The 14,996-nt window shown below is 74.6% G+C and carries 20 protein-coding genes and 1 tRNA gene; 5 read left to right on the top strand and 16 right to left on the bottom strand.

Annotated features, from left to right (window positions below; genetic code table 11):
* Positions 1-15: 15 nt before the first annotated feature.
* The gene (locus F1C15_RS09705; protein WP_056058475.1) at positions 16-936 is read right to left on the bottom strand and encodes a LysR family transcriptional regulator ArgP; all 921 of its coding nucleotides are present in this window, start codon (positions 934-936) and stop codon (positions 16-18) included.
* 91 nt (positions 937-1,027) lie between these two features.
* Here F1C15_RS09705 and F1C15_RS09710 point away from each other — a divergent pair, with 91 nt between their 5' ends.
* Together F1C15_RS09710 and F1C15_RS09715 are read left to right on the top strand one after the other, a co-directional pair.
* Positions 1,028-1,855 carry a LysE/ArgO family amino acid transporter gene (locus F1C15_RS09710; protein WP_255465150.1) on the top strand — a complete coding sequence of 276 codons (828 nt, stop codon included), beginning with the start codon at positions 1,028-1,030 and terminating at the stop codon, positions 1,853-1,855.
* An 81-nt stretch (positions 1,856-1,936) separates the two neighbouring features.
* Positions 1,937-2,740: a TSUP family transporter gene (locus F1C15_RS09715; protein WP_185230875.1), complete on the top strand. Its 804-nt coding sequence runs from the start codon at positions 1,937-1,939 to the stop codon at positions 2,738-2,740.
* Positions 2,741-2,769: 29 nt separating this feature from the next.
* Here the strand turns inward: F1C15_RS09715 and F1C15_RS09720 are convergent, their stop codons facing one another.
* The 7 genes from F1C15_RS09720 to F1C15_RS09750 all read right to left on the bottom strand — a co-directional run bounded on the left by F1C15_RS09720 (position 2,770) and on the right by F1C15_RS09750 (position 7,628).
* On the bottom strand, positions 2,770-3,915 hold the full coding sequence (locus F1C15_RS09720) for a zinc-dependent alcohol dehydrogenase (protein ID WP_255465151.1): 1,146 nt from the start codon (positions 3,913-3,915) through the stop codon (positions 2,770-2,772).
* A gap of 20 nt (positions 3,916-3,935) precedes the next feature.
* On the bottom strand, positions 3,936-4,415 hold the full coding sequence (locus tag F1C15_RS09725; RefSeq protein WP_185230879.1) for a hypothetical protein: 480 nt from the start codon (positions 4,413-4,415) through the stop codon (positions 3,936-3,938).
* Positions 4,416-4,566: 151 nt separating this feature from the next.
* Positions 4,567-5,433 carry a manganese catalase family protein gene (locus F1C15_RS09730; RefSeq protein WP_185230881.1) on the bottom strand — a complete coding sequence of 289 codons (867 nt, stop codon included), beginning with the start codon at positions 5,431-5,433 and terminating at the stop codon, positions 4,567-4,569.
* A 171-nt stretch (positions 5,434-5,604) separates the two neighbouring features.
* The gene (locus tag F1C15_RS09735; RefSeq protein WP_185230883.1) at positions 5,605-5,973 is read right to left on the bottom strand and encodes an ATP-dependent DNA ligase; all 369 of its coding nucleotides are present in this window, start codon (positions 5,971-5,973) and stop codon (positions 5,605-5,607) included.
* 168 nt (positions 5,974-6,141) lie between these two features.
* On the bottom strand, positions 6,142-6,618 hold the full coding sequence (locus F1C15_RS09740) for a hypothetical protein (RefSeq protein ID WP_167261163.1): 477 nt from the start codon (positions 6,616-6,618) through the stop codon (positions 6,142-6,144).
* A 567-nt stretch (positions 6,619-7,185) separates the two neighbouring features.
* Positions 7,186-7,464 (bottom strand): hypothetical protein, encoded by a 279-nt coding sequence (locus F1C15_RS09745; RefSeq protein ID WP_185230885.1) that lies wholly within the window; start codon positions 7,462-7,464, stop codon positions 7,186-7,188.
* Positions 7,464-7,628, bottom strand: coding sequence for a hypothetical protein (locus F1C15_RS09750; RefSeq protein WP_185230887.1), 165 nt, complete (start codon positions 7,626-7,628; stop codon positions 7,464-7,466). The genes F1C15_RS09745 and F1C15_RS09750 overlap by 1 nt, the downstream gene beginning before the upstream one ends.
* A gap of 232 nt (positions 7,629-7,860) precedes the next feature.
* Here F1C15_RS09750 and F1C15_RS09755 point away from each other — a divergent pair.
* Positions 7,861-7,931: transfer RNA gene (locus tag F1C15_RS09755), tRNA-Gly, on the top strand.
* A gap of 45 nt (positions 7,932-7,976) precedes the next feature.
* Here the strand turns inward: F1C15_RS09755 and F1C15_RS09760 are convergent.
* The 4 genes from F1C15_RS09760 to F1C15_RS09775 all read right to left on the bottom strand — a co-directional run bounded on the left by F1C15_RS09760 (position 7,977) and on the right by F1C15_RS09775 (position 10,487).
* On the bottom strand, positions 7,977-9,143 hold the full coding sequence (locus F1C15_RS09760; RefSeq protein ID WP_185230889.1) for an NAD(P)-binding domain-containing protein: 1,167 nt from the start codon (positions 9,141-9,143) through the stop codon (positions 7,977-7,979).
* A gap of 211 nt (positions 9,144-9,354) precedes the next feature.
* Entirely contained in the window at positions 9,355-9,810 is a 456-nt protein-coding gene (locus F1C15_RS09765) for a MarR family winged helix-turn-helix transcriptional regulator (RefSeq protein ID WP_056058516.1), read from the bottom strand.
* A gap of 277 nt (positions 9,811-10,087) precedes the next feature.
* Positions 10,088-10,249 (bottom strand): hypothetical protein, encoded by a 162-nt coding sequence (locus F1C15_RS09770; protein ID WP_156370187.1) that lies wholly within the window; start codon positions 10,247-10,249, stop codon positions 10,088-10,090.
* A gap of 94 nt (positions 10,250-10,343) precedes the next feature.
* The gene (locus F1C15_RS09775; protein WP_156370189.1) at positions 10,344-10,487 is read right to left on the bottom strand and encodes a hypothetical protein; all 144 of its coding nucleotides are present in this window, start codon (positions 10,485-10,487) and stop codon (positions 10,344-10,346) included.
* A gap of 300 nt (positions 10,488-10,787) precedes the next feature.
* On the opposite strand from F1C15_RS09775, the gene F1C15_RS09780 reads away from it, so the two are divergent.
* The gene (locus F1C15_RS09780; protein WP_185230891.1) at positions 10,788-11,138 is read left to right on the top strand and encodes a hypothetical protein; all 351 of its coding nucleotides are present in this window, start codon (positions 10,788-10,790) and stop codon (positions 11,136-11,138) included.
* Positions 11,139-11,152: 14 nt separating this feature from the next.
* Entirely contained in the window at positions 11,153-11,488 is a 336-nt protein-coding gene (locus tag F1C15_RS09785) for an ATP-dependent DNA ligase (RefSeq protein WP_185230893.1), read from the top strand.
* On the opposite strand, the gene F1C15_RS09790 is transcribed toward F1C15_RS09785, so the two are convergent.
* From F1C15_RS09790 to ald, 4 genes are all read right to left on the bottom strand, one after another.
* The gene (locus tag F1C15_RS09790; protein ID WP_185230895.1) at positions 11,478-12,191 is read right to left on the bottom strand and encodes a GAF and ANTAR domain-containing protein; all 714 of its coding nucleotides are present in this window, start codon (positions 12,189-12,191) and stop codon (positions 11,478-11,480) included. The genes F1C15_RS09785 and F1C15_RS09790 overlap by 11 nt on opposite strands.
* A gap of 47 nt (positions 12,192-12,238) precedes the next feature.
* On the bottom strand, positions 12,239-13,024 hold the full coding sequence (locus tag F1C15_RS09795) for a hypothetical protein (RefSeq protein WP_056058528.1): 786 nt from the start codon (positions 13,022-13,024) through the stop codon (positions 12,239-12,241).
* A gap of 441 nt (positions 13,025-13,465) precedes the next feature.
* Entirely contained in the window at positions 13,466-13,738 is a 273-nt protein-coding gene (locus F1C15_RS09800) for a hypothetical protein (RefSeq protein ID WP_056058532.1), read from the bottom strand.
* A 150-nt stretch (positions 13,739-13,888) separates the two neighbouring features.
* Positions 13,889-14,983, bottom strand: coding sequence for an alanine dehydrogenase (ald, locus tag F1C15_RS09805; protein ID WP_185230897.1), 1,095 nt, complete (start codon positions 14,981-14,983; stop codon positions 13,889-13,891).
* Positions 14,984-14,996: the final 13 nt, after the last annotated feature.

Raw genomic sequence — 14,996 nt, forward strand, 5'->3', positions numbered from 1 at the left:
CGGGCGCCGCGCCGCTCAGGCGGGCGGCAGCAGCGCCCCCGCGGCGCCCGCCCTGACGGCCGCCGAGACGCGGTCGAGCAGGGGGGAGGCCAGCGTCCAGCGCTGCCACCAGAGCTCGACGTCGACCACGTCGCCCGGCGACAGCTCGACGAGCCGCCCGGCGGCGAGGTCGTCGGCGCTCTGCTGGTCGGGCAGCAGCGCCCAGCCGAGGCCGAGCCCGACGGCCCGCACGAAGTCCGACGACGAGGGCACGTAGTGCCGTGGCGGGCGCGGGTCGTAACCGAGCGCCCGGCGGAGGAACCCCCGCTGCAGGTCGTCGTTGCGGTCGAACGAGAGCATCGGCGTCGCGTCGACCCGGCCGATCGACGGCACCCCGCCGAGCCAGCGGTCGACGTACCCGGGGCTCGCCACCGCGCGGTACCGCATCGTGCCGAGCGCCTCCGACGTGCAGCCCTGGATCGGCTCCCTCGTCGACGTCACCGCCGCGAGCACGTCGCCCTGGCGCAGCAGGGTCGTCGTCCGCTCCTCGTCCTCGCGCCGGATGTCGAACACCACGGGCGCCTCCGGCGGCAGCGACGCCAGCGCGTCGAGGAACCAGGTGGCGAGCGAGTCGGCGTTGACGGCCAGGGCCAGCGACGGGGGCGGCGCACCCGCGTCGGAGGCGCCTCCTCGTGCTCCGTGCCCCAGCTCGGCCGCCGTGTCGGCGGCGAGCAGCTGCACCTGGCGGGCGTAGCGCAGCACGACGTCGCCGGCCGCGGTCGGCACGACCGGCGTCGTGCGCTGCAGCAGCACCTGGCCCGCCGTGCGCTCGAGCGCCTTGATGCGCTGCGAGACGGCCGACTGCGTCATGTGCAGCCGCTGGGCCGCGGCCTCGAAGGTGCCCTCGTCGACGATGGCGCGCAGGGTCTCGAGGTGGTCGAGCGCGAACGGCGTCACGCGCGCGGCCCCGAGATCGTCATCAGCACAGCTTATGCGGCATGATGATCTGTAGCTGGAGAGATGCACGGCGCGGACGTAGCGTCGCCGGGTGACCACTTCCACGCTGCTGCTGACCTCCCTCACGGGCATGGGCACCGGGCTCGCCCTCATCGTCGCGATCGGCGCCCAGAACGCGTACGTCCTCAAGCTCGGCCTGCAGGGCGTGAACCGAGTGATCGTGCCGGTCATCGTGATCTGCGCCCTCAGCGACGCCGTGCTCATCACCGCGGGCGTCGCCGGGGTCGGTGCGGTGGTCGCCGCTGCTCCGCAGGCGCTCGTCGTCGTGCGGGTCGTGGGGGCGGCGTTCCTCCTCGTCTACGCCGGGTTCGCCGCCCGTCGGGCGCTCCGGCCGGTCGGAGGGCTGACGGTCGACGGGCCCGACGAGGCCTCCGCGTCCGGCACGCCCGCCGCACCCGTGGTCGGCCCCGGCTCCGGGCCCCTCGAGCCCGTCGGCGCCACCGGCCCGGTCGAGGGACCCCTCAGCGGCTCGGTCACCAGCCCCGCCACCGGCTCGGTCGCGACGGTCGCCGCCCCGGCGCCGGCCCGCTCGTCGACCTCTGGCCGTGCGCCCGGCTCCGCCCCGGTCCGCCGCCGCACGGCCGTCCTCACCGTCCTCGCCCTCACCTGGCTCAACCCGCACACCTACCTCGACACGATCGTCTTCCTCGGCTCGGTGGCCAACCAGCAGGAGGGCGACCTGCGCTGGTGGTTCGCCGGGGGAGCGATCGCGGGCAGCCTCGCGTGGTTCGCGGCGCTGGGCCTCGGCTCGCGCCTCCTGCGCCCCTTCTTCGCGCGGCCGTCGTCGTGGCGGATCCTGGACGGGCTCATCGCCGTCGTCATGACCGCGCTCGGCCTGGAGCTGCTGCTCGGCGCCTGACGCTGCAGGTCGGGGTGCGCGGCCAGGGGCGCTGAGCCCGGGAGGCGCAGGCCCGGTCGGTAGGCTCACGGCGGGGGGCACATGGACTGGCTGGGCGTCGCGGTGCTGCTCGTCGTCGCCGTCGGCGCCGCGTGCCAGGTCGCCTCGGGGCTCGGCTTCGCGCTCGTCTGCTCGCCGTTGCTCGTGCTGGTGCTCGGTCACGGCCCCGGCGTGCGTGTGGTGCTGGTCATGTCGATCGTGCTCAACCTCGTGGTGCTCGCGCGCTCGTGGCGGCACGTCCGCCTCGGCGACGCGCTGCGGCTGCTCGTGCCCGCCGCCCTGTTCGTCGTGCCGACCGCCCTGCTGGCGCAGTCGGTGCGCACGCCGCTGCTCTCGCTGCTCGCGGGGTCGGTCGTGGTCGTCGCGACCGCGCTCGTCATCGCGCGCCGCGAGCTGCGCTGGCTCGACGGCACCCGCGGGGCGGTCGCGGCCGGGGCCGCCAGCGGCGTCTTCAACGCGATCGCCGCGGCGTCGGGCCCGCCGGTGGCGATCTTCGCCGCGCAGCGTCGGTGGGAACCGCGCGTGATGAGCGCCACCCTCCAGGCCTTCTCGCTGCCGCTCAACCTCGTGACGCTCGCCGTGCTGGTGCTCGTCGGCGACGGCGCTGGCGGTGGCGGTGGCGGTAGCGCCGCCTCCGCCACCGCCGTCGCCGCCGGCGCGGTCGCCCCAGCCGGCCTGCCCCTGGCCCCGCTCGCCTGGGCCGTCGCCGGCCTCCTGGCCGGAGCCGCCGCGGGAGTCGCGCTGGGGCACCGGGTCCCCGCCCCCGTCGTGCGGGCGGTCGCCCTGGGCGTCGCGCTGCTCGGCGGCGCGACGCTGGTGACCACCGGGCTCACCGGGCTCCTCTGAGGGGCCGCGCCCGCGCCTCCTCGACGCCGCTACGGGCGGAACACCGCCCGCACGCAGCCGTCCTCCTTCTCCTTGAACATCTCGTAGCCCCGCGGCGCCTCGTCGAGCGGCATCACGTGGGTCGCGAGGTGCTCGGTGGTCAGCTCGCCGGCGGCCATGCGCTCGAGCAGCATCGGCGTGTACCGCTGCCCGTGCATCTGGGCCCCGCGCATGGTCAGCCCCTTGTTCATCAGCGCCCCGAGCGGGAACTTGTCGACCACCCCGCCGAAGACGCCGAGCACGAACACGCTGCCGCCCTTGCGGGCCGCCGTCACGGCCTCGCGCACGGCCGTGGGCCGGTCGGTCTGCAGCCGCAGCTGCTGCTTGACCATGTCGTAGCCGAAGTCGGGCCTGTCGCGGTGGGCCTCCATGCCGACGGCCTCGATGCAGACGTCGGGGCCCCGGCCGCCGGTGAGCTCGCGCAGCTCGGGCAGCACCTCGACCTGCGTGTAGTCCATCGTCTCGGCGCCGATCACGTCACGCACCTGTGCGAGGCGCTCGGGCAGGCGGTCGATGACGACGACGCGTTCCGCCCCGAGCAGCAGGGAGGCGCGGGCCGCCATCTGCCCGACGCCGCCGGCACCCCAGACGGCCACGGTCGACCCCGGCCCGACGCCGCCGAGGTCGGCACCCGTCCAGCCGGTCGGGGCCGCGTCGGAGGCGAACAGCGCGCGCTCGTCGCTGACCGACTCGGGCACGGTGAAGGCCCCGACGTCGGCGTACGGCACCCGGATGTACTCCGCGTGGCTGCCCGCCCAGCCGCCGACCGCGTGCGAGTAGCCGAAGCAGCCGCCGGGCGACTGGCCCCAGAGGCTCTCGGCGATGCCCGCGTTCGGGTTGCCGTTGTCGCAGAGCGAGTACTGCTCCTGCCGGCAGTACCAGCAGCGGCCGCAGGCGATGAACGAGTTGACGACGACCCGGTCGCCGACGGCGTGCCGGCGGACGGCCGAGCCGACCTCGACGACCTCGCCGACGAACTCGTGGCCGAGCACGTCGCCGGAGCGCATGGTCGGCACGTAGCCGCCGAGCAGGTGCAGGTCGCTGCCGCACGAGGTGGTGAGAGACACCTTGACGATCGCGTCGTGGGCGTTGAGCAGCCTCGGCTCGTCGACCTGCTCGACACGGAGGTCGTTCACCCCGTTCCAGACGAGCGCCCTCACAGCGCACCCGCCCCGAACGCGCGACGCTCGGCGCCGTCGACGAGGGCACCCGCGACCGTGTGCTTCCGGCGCCCCTCGGGCCGCGGCAGCTGCTGCAGCACCTCGCCCGTCTCGACGCGCGTCTTGAGCTCGCGGAGGGCCCGGCGCAGCGTGTCGGCGCGGTCGCCGCCGAGCTGCTCGCGGACGACGGCCTCGGCCCGGCCGCCGGGCAGCACCCGCGCGTGCAGCTCGGTGCCGCGGTCGCCGGGGGCCGGCAGGAGGCGCGTCTCGACGACCTCCGCGAGCCGGTCGAACGGCGGCCCGACGACGCCGCCCGGGGCGATGTCGTCCGGCGTCGCCAGGACGGTCACGGACTTCCAGCCGTCGGCGACGGGCTGCTTCTCCGCGTGGCGCCGGGCCAGGGCCGCGGCGGCCGCCGCCGCGGAGGCGGCGACGCCCGCGCCGGCTCCGAGCAGGGCGAGGGTGCTCTTGTTCATGGTGGTCTCCTTCGGGGGCGGGCGGGTGCGGACGAGCCGACCCGCGACTCCTTCGTCATCAGGGTGGGGGATGCACGAGGACCCCGCCCCGGGCGGGCGTCCCGGGCGGGGAAGCTCGTCCGGGACGGGGTCCTGGTGAGGGAGGGCCGGGTCAGCCCTTGTGGAGGGCGCCCTTCGTCTTCTCGAGCAGCGGCGACTTGCCGGTCGTGCCGTGGAAGCGCTCGTCGGGCGTCGTCGGCGCGGGCATCGGCGTCGTCGTGGGGCCGTCGTGGTAGCTGAACTCGCCCTTGCCGTCGGGCGTGGGTCCGCTGGCCCACGAGCCCTCCTTCGCGTGCGCGCCGTCGGAGAAGTTGAGGTACTGGTAGTTCACCGTCTGGTCCTCCTTCGACTGCGGGAAGGTGCTCGGCACCGGGAACTGCTCGATGCCGTCGTCCTGCAGCTCCTGGATCGCGGCGAGCCACTGGTTCTGGTGCATGGTGTCGCGGGCGATGAGGAAGCTCAGGAGGTCCTGCACGCCCTTGTCGTCGGTCATGTGGTAGAGCCGGGCGGCCTGGAGGCGGCCCTGCATCTCGCCGTTCGCGTTGGCGGTGAAGTCGGCGAGCAGGTTGCCGCTCGACGTGATGAACGCGCCCTGCCAGGGGTTGCCCATGCTGTCGACGGGGCGGGCGCCGGCGCCGGCGACGATGGCCTGCTGCACGTCGGTGCCGCCGATCACGGCCGCCATGACGGGGTCGTTCTGCACGGCCTCGTCGGTGAGGCCCACGGGGGCCTTCTCGAGCAGCTGCGAGATCATGATGGCGAGCATCTCGACGTGGCCGAACTCCTCGGCGGCGATGCCGAAGAGCATGTCGCGGTACTTGCCGGGGATGTGGGTGTTCCAGGCCTGGAAGCCGTACTGCATGGCGATCGTGATCTCGCCGTACTGGCCGCCGAGCACCTCCTGCAGCTTGCGGGCGTAGACGGCGTCGGGGGCGTCGGGGGTCGCGCTGTGCTGCAGCTCTTGCTTGTGGAAGAACATGGGGGTCCTCTCGTCGAGTGGATGGACCTCCACACCACGCCGGGAGGCGCGGGTCGACACCCAGGGGAGCGCTCGCCGGGGCACGCATCGCCAAACGGGCTTGACGGGAGGCGCGGGGTGCGGGACCCTGCGCGGGCTCGGCTCGGCTCGGCTCGGCTCGGCTCGGCGGGGTTAGGCGCCCTCGGCCCCGGTCGCCCCGCTCGCGACGGACGTCGTCGGGGTCGCCTCGCCGGCGGCGCCGACGGGCGGCTCGGGGAGGAGCTGGAGGCCCTGGCCGCTGTTGGCCGACTCGGTGAGCACGGCGATCCACCGCGGGTTGATGGTCGGCGGTCGGCTGCCCGCGAACGAGAAGCGCAGGCTCACGGTCGGGTGGATCCACACGCTGCTGCGGCCGTCGCCGGCCGAGGCGGGCTCCTTCCACGAGAAGACGAAGCTCTCCTGGCGGCGGATCTTGGTGATGATCACGATCTGGAGGTGGGCCAGCACGCGGTCGTCCAGCTGCACCTCCGCGGTGCCGCCGTCGTAGGTCAGGTAGCCCACGGTGCCTCCCGTCTCCTCGGCACGAGGGGCGCAGGCCCCTTCCGTCCCATGGTGCCAGGAGGCCGAGCGCTGCGCACCGTGGTGACCGGAAGGCGCACTGGCGCCCCGGACGGCCGCCCCGGCCGCCGTCAGGTGCCCGTCGCGCTCGTCCTCCTGACGGTGCGGGGCTCAGCGGGCCGTGTCGTCGGCGTCCTCGATGCACGACAGCGCCTGCTCGGCGGCGTCGGAGTCGTCGTCGGCGTCGGTCGCACGGGTGAACGACGAGTTCTCGGCGGCGTCGTCGTTGGCCGACTCGAAGGTCGCGTCGAAGTCGTCCGACTCGACGTCGCCCGTCGTGGTCCAGAGGCCGATGGTGTCGCTCAGCACGTTGTTCTCGCCGAGGGGCGCCGCGACGTACCAGGTGTCGCCTTCCTGGACGGCGTAGCCGAGCAGCACGTCGTCGGTGGCCCCGTCGGCGAGGGTCGAGAGGGCGGTCGCGCCGATGCGGGTGCACGCGGCGTCGTTGGCCTGGCCCGGGTCGGTGCGGGTGGCGGACGAGCCGGGCACGTCGCCGGCGGGGTCCGTGTTCTGCGCGCCTCCGGTGCAGCCCGCGAGCGGCAGCATCAGCAGGGCGGCGAGGGGCAGCAGGGTCTTCTTCGTGATCATGAGGCCGACGCTAGGAGGACGGCCCCCGCTCCGCCCGTATTCACAGGCCCCCTTGCCCTTGGGCCCGTCGCGTCCCCCGGTGGGCGGGTCCCGCGCGGCCCGGTCGGCGTCCCCCGCAGCGCCCGGCCGTCGTCCCCGGCGTGGCCTGAGGGTCTCTCCGCTCCTCCGTCCCTGCCGAATTCGCGAGTGATCCGTGCCGCGGGCCCGCGGCTCCCGCCTGACACGGCCGCGGCGGGCCGGATCCCTCTCGGATTCCCCGGGGAGTCGCGGTCCGGTCGCGAGGACCGGCCTGCCCCCCGGGCCGGGCGGGCCGGGCTGGGCCGGGCGGGCTGGGCCGCCCGGGCGGCCGCAGGTCGGTCGCCCGCATCGCTGATCCACTCCGGAGTGGATCGGCGACTCTCGACCATGGCGAGGGGCGGAGGCTGCTCCACTCCGGAGTGGATCAGCGGATGTGGACCCTACTTCTCGGGGCGGATCCCGGCCCGGAGCTGGGCCGTGCGGTGGAGAGCAGCCCGCGCCCGCGACCGCATCGAACCGCGCCGCGCCGCGCCGACCAGGGCGCACGGCTCAGCCCAGCTCGACCCCGTGCTCGACGAACGTCAGCGCCGCGCAGCGCAGGTCGGGGCACGGCACGTGCTCGCGCGGCCGCCCCATCAGCGTGACCTCGTAGAGGCCCCCGGTGCGCTCGACGAAGCCGAGCAGTGCGGCGACGTCGTCGGAGGGCAGACGCCGGTCGAGCACCCGCCACTGGCCGTCGTCGATCCGGTGCAGGTGCACGTCGGAGACGTCGGTCAGCGGCACGCGCACCAGCTGCTGCGCGGTCGACGTCTGACCGGCGGGGGGCATCAGGCCACCCCGCTCGCGGCGGACTCGGCGACAAAGAAGTCGCCGTAGCGGACCTCGTGGCGGCGGGTGGAGCGCTGGCCCGGCGTGGTGCGGCGTCGGGGCCGCGGCGGGTAGGTGGTGATCTTGACCGGTCGGGCGTCAGGATCGCTGACGTAGTGGCTCATGAGGTGCTCCTCTGGTCGCCCGGGTCCGCCCAGTCGGCCCCGGTGGTCCCCTCGACGCTAAGCGGGTGGACGAATCGGTGCAGGCCCTTGACAACCGGCCCCCGACCGGGGGGCACCGGGTGGAACGGGGGACGCGACGTCGTGAGCGTGCCGTCGGGCCGGCCGTCGGGCGGCCGCACAGACCGAGGAGTCGCGGGTCGCTATAGTGGGGGAGTCCGCCTCACCGCGGCGCGCGAGTGTAGTTCAATGGTAGAACTCCAGCTTCCCAAGCTGGTAGCGCGGGTTCGATTCCCGTCACTCGCTCTCCTCGCTCGTCCCGCGCCGTGCTCGCCTCACTCGGCCGCGCCGTCACCGCCGCGCCGCGCCCGTCCCCGCACCCAGCCGCTGCACCAGCGCGACCGCGGCCGCGCGGCCCGCCCGGTTGGCACCGACGGTCGACTGCGACGGCCCGTAGCCGATCAGGTGCACGCGCTCGTCGGCCCGGGCCCGCGTGCCGACGAGCGGCACCCCGCCGAGGGGCCCGCGCAGCCGCAGCGGGTCGAGGTGGTCGAGGTCGGCCCGGAACCCCGTGGCCCAGATGACCGCGTCGACGCTCGTGCTCGACCCGTCGGCCTCGACCACGTGGTGCGGGCCCAGCGCCGTGAACATCGGGCGACGGGTGAGGACTCCCCGGCGCCGCGCCTCCACGGCGTAGCTGGTCCAGCCGAGCCCGGTGTACGACACGATGCTCGCGGGCGGGCGGCCCTCCGCCGCGTCGGCCGCGACACGGCGCTCGACGTCGACGCCGTCGAGGCTCTGCGTGAAGTCGTGGTCGAGGAAGACGGGCTCGCGTCGCGTGTACCAGAGCGTCGTCGCGACCCGGCTGACCTCCTCGAGCAGCTGCACCGCCGAGATGCCGCCGCCGACGATCGCGACCCGCCGGCCTGCGAAGTCCGAGGCCCGTCGGTAGTCGCGGCTGTGCCGCTGCAGGCCGGCGAACAGCTCACGGCCGGGCACGTCGGGCACGACGGGCGTGTTCCACGTGCCGGTGGCGTTGACGACCGCGCGCGTCAGCCAGGTGCCCGCCGTCGTCTCGACGAGCAGGTCGCCGCCCGGGTCGTCGTCGACCGCCCGCACCGCCGTCACGCGCACGGGCCGCGCGATCGGCAGCCGCTCGCGCTCCTCGTACGCGGCGAAGTACCGCGGCACCGCGTCGCGGCTCGGCTCATCGGGGTCGACGGGCGGCAGCGGCATGCCCGGCAGGTCGAAGATGCCGTTGACGGTGCCCATGTGCAGCGACTCCCAGCGGTGCTGCCACGCGCCTCCCGGTCGGTCGTCCGCGTCGAGCACGACGAGCGTGCGGGCCGCGTCTCCGTCGGCGTCGGGGTCGTCGAGCGCGGAGCCGAACCCGCGGCGCGCCAGGTGGTGCGCGGCCGACAGCCCGGCCTGGCCGGCGCCGACCACGACGACGGTCGCGCGTCGGGGTGCCGGCGACGGCCTGCGGGTCGGGACCGGGGCCGGCGTCGCGTCGCTCATCCGCGCCTCCTCGTGCCTCGGTGCGGGCATGCCCGTCGACACGTCGACGGTAGCGGAGCCGCGGTACTCGCCACGTCGAGGGGCAGATCGACGCTCTCAGGCCGTCGAAACGGCAACTGACGAGCCCCGCCTCGTCGAGGTGACCCGATCTGGGGCCTGCGCACCGCGGAGGGCCCGGGAGGGGTCACCTCGACGTCCGAGGACTCGAGCGTCAGCGCGGGACGCGCTCCGCCTGCGACGCGATCACGGTGCTCAGCTCGTCGAGGAACGCGCTGATCACCTCGGCCTGCTCCGGGGGCACCTGCATGAGGAACTCCTGCACCGGCGGCACCGTCGTGGTGGTCTCGCAGGCGTCGCGCCCCTCCGGCGTGGTGTGCACGGTCTTGCGGCGACGGTCGCTCGGGTCGGCCTCGCAGAGCACGAGACCGGCGTCCTGCAGCCGGTGCAGCAGGTTCGAGACGGCGGGCGTGGTGAAGCCCAGGGTCGCGGCGAGGGCGCCCGGCGTCATCGGCTGCTCGGTGGCCTCCGCGGCGAGGATGAGCGCGAGGGCGTCCCGCTCCGTCCGCGGCAGGGGCGACGACCCGGCCGTCCGGTCGAGGCGCTGCTCGGTGATCCGGTAGCTCTCGAGGGAGGCGTGCAGGCGGGCTGCCTGGATTCGCTGGGGCATCGCGGGGTCCTCTGGGTGATCAGGCCGTCGGGGTGACGGTGTTCGGTGCGGTGCCCGTCGGGCGTCGCCCTCGCGCTGCCGGCCCTGGTGGAGGCGGTGGTCGAGCGGGGTCATGCGGTGGTCGTCATGCTGTCGTGCGGTCGTCCTGTGCTGCTGTCGTGCGGGTGGTGCCGTGTGCCTCGGGGGAGGCGTCAGTCGAGGTCGTCGTCGTCGATCGACGTGTCGAAGTACGAGACGTGCTCGAGCTCGGGAGCGAGGGCGCGGGCGGAGAAGGGCATCAGGCCGCCTCCATCCTCGCGTGCTCGGGGCGGGCCGAGGGGGCCTCGACGGGGCTGGCGGAGAACGCCTGCACCTCGGCGCCCGAGAGCGACTGGGGGCCGACCAGGCGACCCGAGACGGCGGCGACGAGCGCCTCGTGGGTGAGCGACCGGAGGTCCATCAGGCGGCCTCCGCCCGGAAGAGGTCGGCGAGGTCGAGCGGCTCGGTCGCGGGGAGCGCGAGGTCCGACCAGGTGGCGGCGGCGCCGGCGGCGTTCACGCGGCGACCCCGAGGGCGACGAGCATGCCGGCGACGACGGTGCCGCACGCGGCGACCGCCGAGGTCGCGATGACGAAGAGGGTGGCCTGGCGTTCGGTGGCTCGGATCTCCGTGAACGGAGACTGGCTCGTGATGCTCATGTCGTTCTCGTTCCTGACGGCCCTGCGCCGTCGTCGTTGCGGGTGGCCCGCCGTGAAGTCGGGCCGTACCGCCGTGAACCGGTACGAGGGAGATCGTGACACGATTTAGCTAGGCGAGCTAGTTAGTCCTCCTAGACACTTCGCTTTCCGGACAAGCGCGTCGCGGAGCGCGCCGGGCGGCCAGCTCGGGCGCCCCCGGCGGGCGCGGCCCGGAGCCACCGCCTGACGGCGCCGGCCCCCGAGGAGGACACTGCGGGAGGCGGCAGCCCCGTCCCTGACCCGACGAACGGACCGAGCACCATGGCCATCTCCAACCTGCCCTACGACGACGGCGTCATCGTGCGTGCGGTCGCGGACGTGCCCGCACGCGACCAGTCGGTCTCCGACGTCCGGGTCGACTTCCTCAGCGACGACATCGGGGCGGGCGGCAGCGCCACGGTCACGGCGACCATCACCTGGTCGATCTCGGCGGCCGACGCCGTGTCGATCCTCGACCAGGCGCGCCTGCCGCAGGGCGCCTCCGGCCCCGCCGCCGAGAACGGCGCCCACGACCCGCACGCCGACCACGACCAGCACGCCGACCACGACCAGCACGCCGACCACGCCCCGCACGACCACGCCGTCGACGACGCGGCCGTGCCCGGCGCCTGAGCGGGGGCACGACCGTGGGCCACCTGATCTACGACCGCGGCACCGCCGAGGTGCAGATGGACGACCGTGTGCTGGCGCACCTCCAGATCGTCATGGTCGCCAAGCTGCGCCGCCACGAGAGCTTCGCCTTCTCGTGGAAGGAGCCCGCGGCGTCCGGTGACGGGCGCAGCACCATCTGGGTCTTCCCGACCGTGAGCCTGCGCTTCCGCTTCGCCGGCAGCCGCCCTCCGGCGATCAACCCCGCCTGGCTGAGGGCGCTCGCCGCCTCCGCCGACAGCGGCCCCGGCCTGCACGTGCTGCCCGAGCCGGTCTCGGCCACCGGGGCCTCGGCGCCGGAGGTCAGAGGCTGAGCTCGCGACGCACCACGCCCTCGGCGACCTCGCGGAGGCGCACCCGGTGTCGCCGGGCGTGGTCACGGATCAGCGCGAAGGCCTGGTCCACCCCCGTCTCGTGCTGGTAGGCGAGGAACCCCTTCGCCTGCTCGATCGTGACGCGGGCGTCGAGCGCCCGCTGCAGCTGGTCGGCGAGCTCGTCGCGGGCGTCGGAGTCGCGCTGCTGGAGCACGCTGATCGTCGCCACGTGGGTCATCGCCTGCAGCAGCACCAGCTCGACGTCGCTCAGGCGCCCCGCCTCGCGCAGGAAGACGTTCATGCCGCCGATGGTCCGGTCGCGCACCGTCAGCGGGATGGCGACGGCGGCGCGCAGGCCCGACGCCTCGGCCGTCTCGACGAACTCCGGCCAGCGGTCGACGACCCCGTGCACGTCCGGCACCTCGAGCAGGTGGCCGTCCGCGTAGGCGGCGACGCAGGGGCCCGACGCCGTGCCGATCTGCGCCTCCTCGACGTCGACGGAGCGCTCCGAGGTCGACGCGACGACGTGGAGGGAGCCGCCGGCGTCCGCCAGCACGACCGCCGCCTCGGAGGCGCGGGTGTGCGTGACGGTCGCCTGCACGAGCACGTCCATCGTGTCGATGACGTCGTGCCCTCCCCGGAGCGAGTCCGCCAGGTCGACGAACACGCGGGCCAGGTCGATCTCCTTCTGATCAGCGCTCATGCACCGACCCTACGAACGAAGACCGCGGCTCGCTCGCCGATGTCCGGTCACCGAACCGGGAGCTCCTGCAGCTTCGCCACCAGCGCGGTCTTCGTCAGGCGCGAGTACCCCGTGAGCCCCGCCGCGCGGGCGAGGCCGCGCAGGTGCACGAGGGTCTGGGCGTGCAGGTCCTCGCGGGCCTCGCTGCCGTCCTCGCGCGTCACGGTCGTCTCGTCGCTCGGGGGGAGCGGCAGGGCGTAGTCGACGGGAGCGGAGCCGGCGGCGGCGGCGGCTGCCGGAGTCGCGGTGCCGGCGGGCGCACCGGTCGCGTCGGCCGCCGGGCCGGACGTCGGCGTCGACGAGGCGCCCTGTGCCGTGGCCGCCGTGCTGCGCGACGCCTTCGCGGCGGCCTTCTCGGCGCGGCGGGCGGCCTTCGCGGCGGCCTTCTCGGCCGCGGCGACCTCCTCGCGGGCGGCGTCGGCCTTCGCGGCCTTCTTCTCGGCGCGGGCACGGGCCTTCCGGGCGGCGGCGCGGCGCTCTTCGAGCTCGGCGCGCTGGGCGTCCGCCTTCTCGGCGCGACGGGTCGCGGCCTTGATCTCGCCCTTGACGACGACGAGCTGCTGCGCGAGGTCGTCGAGGCCCGGCCGCGTGACGGTGGTCAGCGCCGCCGACCGGGCGCGCGCCTCGGCGACGGCGGCCTTCGCGGCGCGCAGGGCCTCGCGAGCGCGGGTCTCGGCCTCGGCGGCCTTCGAGCCGCCCTTCGCGGAGCCCTTCGCGGAGCCCTTCTTCGTGGCCCCCTTGGCGGAGCCCTTCCCCGCGTCGGAGTTCTTCGGGGTCTTGTCGTCCTTGGGCACGGCGGTCCTTCCTCGGGTGGACGGCGCCGCGGGCACGGGCGCCGGGAGATCGCTGCGGCGAGTCTGGCACCGCGACCTGCGACCGGCCTCAGGTCGCACCTACCGCATCCGTCCCCCTCCCCGCGATGTGGACAAGTCGGGCGCGAGATCGAGAGTTATCCACAGGGCTAGCCCTCGCCGAAAGTGCTGGTCACAGAGCTATGAGTGAATTACACCGGTGTGATTTCCACACCTTTGTCCCCAGTTGTCCCCAGTTCTCCACGGGGCGGGCGGCGTGTCGGCACAGGTTCTCCACACGTCATCCACACCCTGTCGACAACTCATGACTCGGGTGCCGACGCCGGGCGGGGGGTGGGCGACCCACGCCAGATGTCGCGTCCTGGGTCGTCGTGGACCCTGAGGGCCCCGATCGAGTCACCTCCGTCGAGGGGCGGCCTCGCCTCAGTCGTAGACGCGGCCCAGCACCCACCGGCCCGCGGCGTCGCGCAGCACCTCGAACATGTGGGTCGTGCCGACCCCGTCGGTGGCCTGGAACCGCCACCCGACGAACTGCCGTGGTGGGTGCGTGATGAGCGCGTGCACGAAGGTCGGCTCGTCGAAGAGCTTCGTCGGCATGTCGGAGACGCGGTACCGCACCCCGTCGTGCACGAGCCGGTCGGGCACCTCGTCGACGAACCAGAGCGCGACGTCGGATCGGGTCGTGGAGATGTTCATCAGGGCCGCCTCTCTCGAACACGTGTTCGAACAGGGGTCGAGTGTAGGCAGCCCCTCCGACGGTCCGCAAGCGCTCCGGCGCGTCGCCCGCGGACACCGGCGCGTCGCGCCGAGGCACTCGGGAGCACGCTGCGGCGGGCCCTCCCTCGCCTAGCCCAGCGGCAGCCCGAGCGCCGTCGCGACCCCGGCGTTCGTGACGCGCCCGCCCACGACGTTGAGCCCGAGCGCGAGGGCCGGGTCCGCCTCGGTCGCCGCACGCCAGCCGTGGTCGGCGAGCGCCGTCACGTAGGGCAGCGTCGCCGCCGTGAGCGCCCGCGTCGACGTCTCCGGCACGGCGCCGGGCATGTTGGCGACGCAGTAGTACACGGCGTCGTGCACCGCGAAGGTGGGGTCGTCGTGCGTGGTCGGGCGCGACCCCTCGAAGCAGCCGCCCTGGTCGATCGCGATGTCGACGAGCACCGCACCGGCCTTCATGCCGGCGACCATCTCGTCGGTCACGAGCTTCGGCGCCGCGGCTCCGGGCACGAGCACCGACCCGATCACGAGGTCGGCGTCGCGCACCTGCGCCGCGATCTCCCACGGCGACGAGTGCCGCGTGGCGACGCGCCCGTCGAAGCGCGCCTCGAGGCTCCGGAGGCGCGGCAGCGACAGGTCGACCACCGTCACGTCGGCGCCCAGGCCGACGGCGGCGGCCGCCGCGTGCTCGCCGGCGACGCCCCCGCCGATCACGACGACCTTCGCGCGCGGGGTGCCCGGGACGCCGCCGAGCAGGGTCCCGCGACCGCCGGAGGCGCGCATCAGGTGGTACGCCCCCACCGTGATCGACAGCCGCCCGGCCACCTCGCTCATCGGCTGCAGCAGCGGCAGCGAGCGGTCGGCCAGCTGCACCGTCTCGTAGGCGATCGCGGTCGTGCCCGAGGCGACCAGCGCCTCCGTCAGGGCCCGGTCGGCCGCGAGGTGCAGGTACGTGAAGAGCACCTGGTCGGCACGGAGGCGGGCGTGCTCCTCGGCGACGGGCTCCTTGACCTTGACGAGCAGGTCGGCGGCGTCCCACACGGCCGCGGGGCCGTCGACGACCGTCGCGCCAGCCGCGGCGAAGTCGGCGTCGGAGAGACGCGAGCCGAGGCCCGCCCCCGACTGCACGAGCACCTCGTGGCCCCGGCGCACCAGGGCGTCGACCCCGGCGGGCGTGATCGCCACGCGGGCCTCGTTGTTCTTGATCTCGGTGGGCACGCCGACGCGCATGGGGGCTCCGTCC

Source organism: Frigoribacterium sp. NBH87 (genome assembly GCF_014217665.1).
Taxonomy (GTDB): Bacteria; Actinomycetota; Actinomycetes; order Actinomycetales; family Microbacteriaceae; genus Frigoribacterium; species Frigoribacterium endophyticum.

Bases quoted from the DNA above. Each gene is read 5' to 3' on its own strand.
- F1C15_RS09715 (WP_185230875.1), top strand. From the start codon at position 1,937: ATGGACTGGCTGGGCGTCGCGGTGCTGCTCGTCGTCGCCGTCGGCGCC.
- F1C15_RS09725 (WP_185230879.1), bottom strand. From the start codon at position 4,415: ATGAACAAGAGCACCCTCGCCCTGCTCGGAGCCGGCGCGGGCGTCGCC.
- F1C15_RS09730 (WP_185230881.1), bottom strand. From the start codon at position 5,433: ATGTTCTTCCACAAGCAAGAGCTGCAGCACAGCGCGACCCCCGACGCC.
- F1C15_RS09740 (WP_167261163.1), bottom strand. From the start codon at position 6,618: ATGATCACGAAGAAGACCCTGCTGCCCCTCGCCGCCCTGCTGATGCTG.
- F1C15_RS09745 (WP_185230885.1), bottom strand. From the start codon at position 7,464: ATGCCCCCCGCCGGTCAGACGTCGACCGCGCAGCAGCTGGTGCGCGTG.
- F1C15_RS09750 (WP_185230887.1), bottom strand. From the start codon at position 7,628: ATGAGCCACTACGTCAGCGATCCTGACGCCCGACCGGTCAAGATCACC.
- F1C15_RS09760 (WP_185230889.1), bottom strand. From the start codon at position 9,143: ATGAGCGACGCGACGCCGGCCCCGGTCCCGACCCGCAGGCCGTCGCCG.
- F1C15_RS09765 (WP_056058516.1), bottom strand. From the start codon at position 9,810: ATGCCCCAGCGAATCCAGGCAGCCCGCCTGCACGCCTCCCTCGAGAGC.
- F1C15_RS09770 (WP_156370187.1), bottom strand. From the start codon at position 10,249: ATGGACCTCCGGTCGCTCACCCACGAGGCGCTCGTCGCCGCCGTCTCG.
- F1C15_RS09775 (WP_156370189.1), bottom strand. From the start codon at position 10,487: ATGAGCATCACGAGCCAGTCTCCGTTCACGGAGATCCGAGCCACCGAA.
- F1C15_RS09780 (WP_185230891.1), top strand. From the start codon at position 10,788: ATGGCCATCTCCAACCTGCCCTACGACGACGGCGTCATCGTGCGTGCG.
- F1C15_RS09790 (WP_185230895.1), bottom strand. From the start codon at position 12,191: ATGAGCGCTGATCAGAAGGAGATCGACCTGGCCCGCGTGTTCGTCGAC.
- F1C15_RS09800 (WP_056058532.1), bottom strand. From the start codon at position 13,738: ATGAACATCTCCACGACCCGATCCGACGTCGCGCTCTGGTTCGTCGAC.
- ald (WP_185230897.1), bottom strand. From the start codon at position 14,983: ATGCGCGTCGGCGTGCCCACCGAGATCAAGAACAACGAGGCCCGCGTG.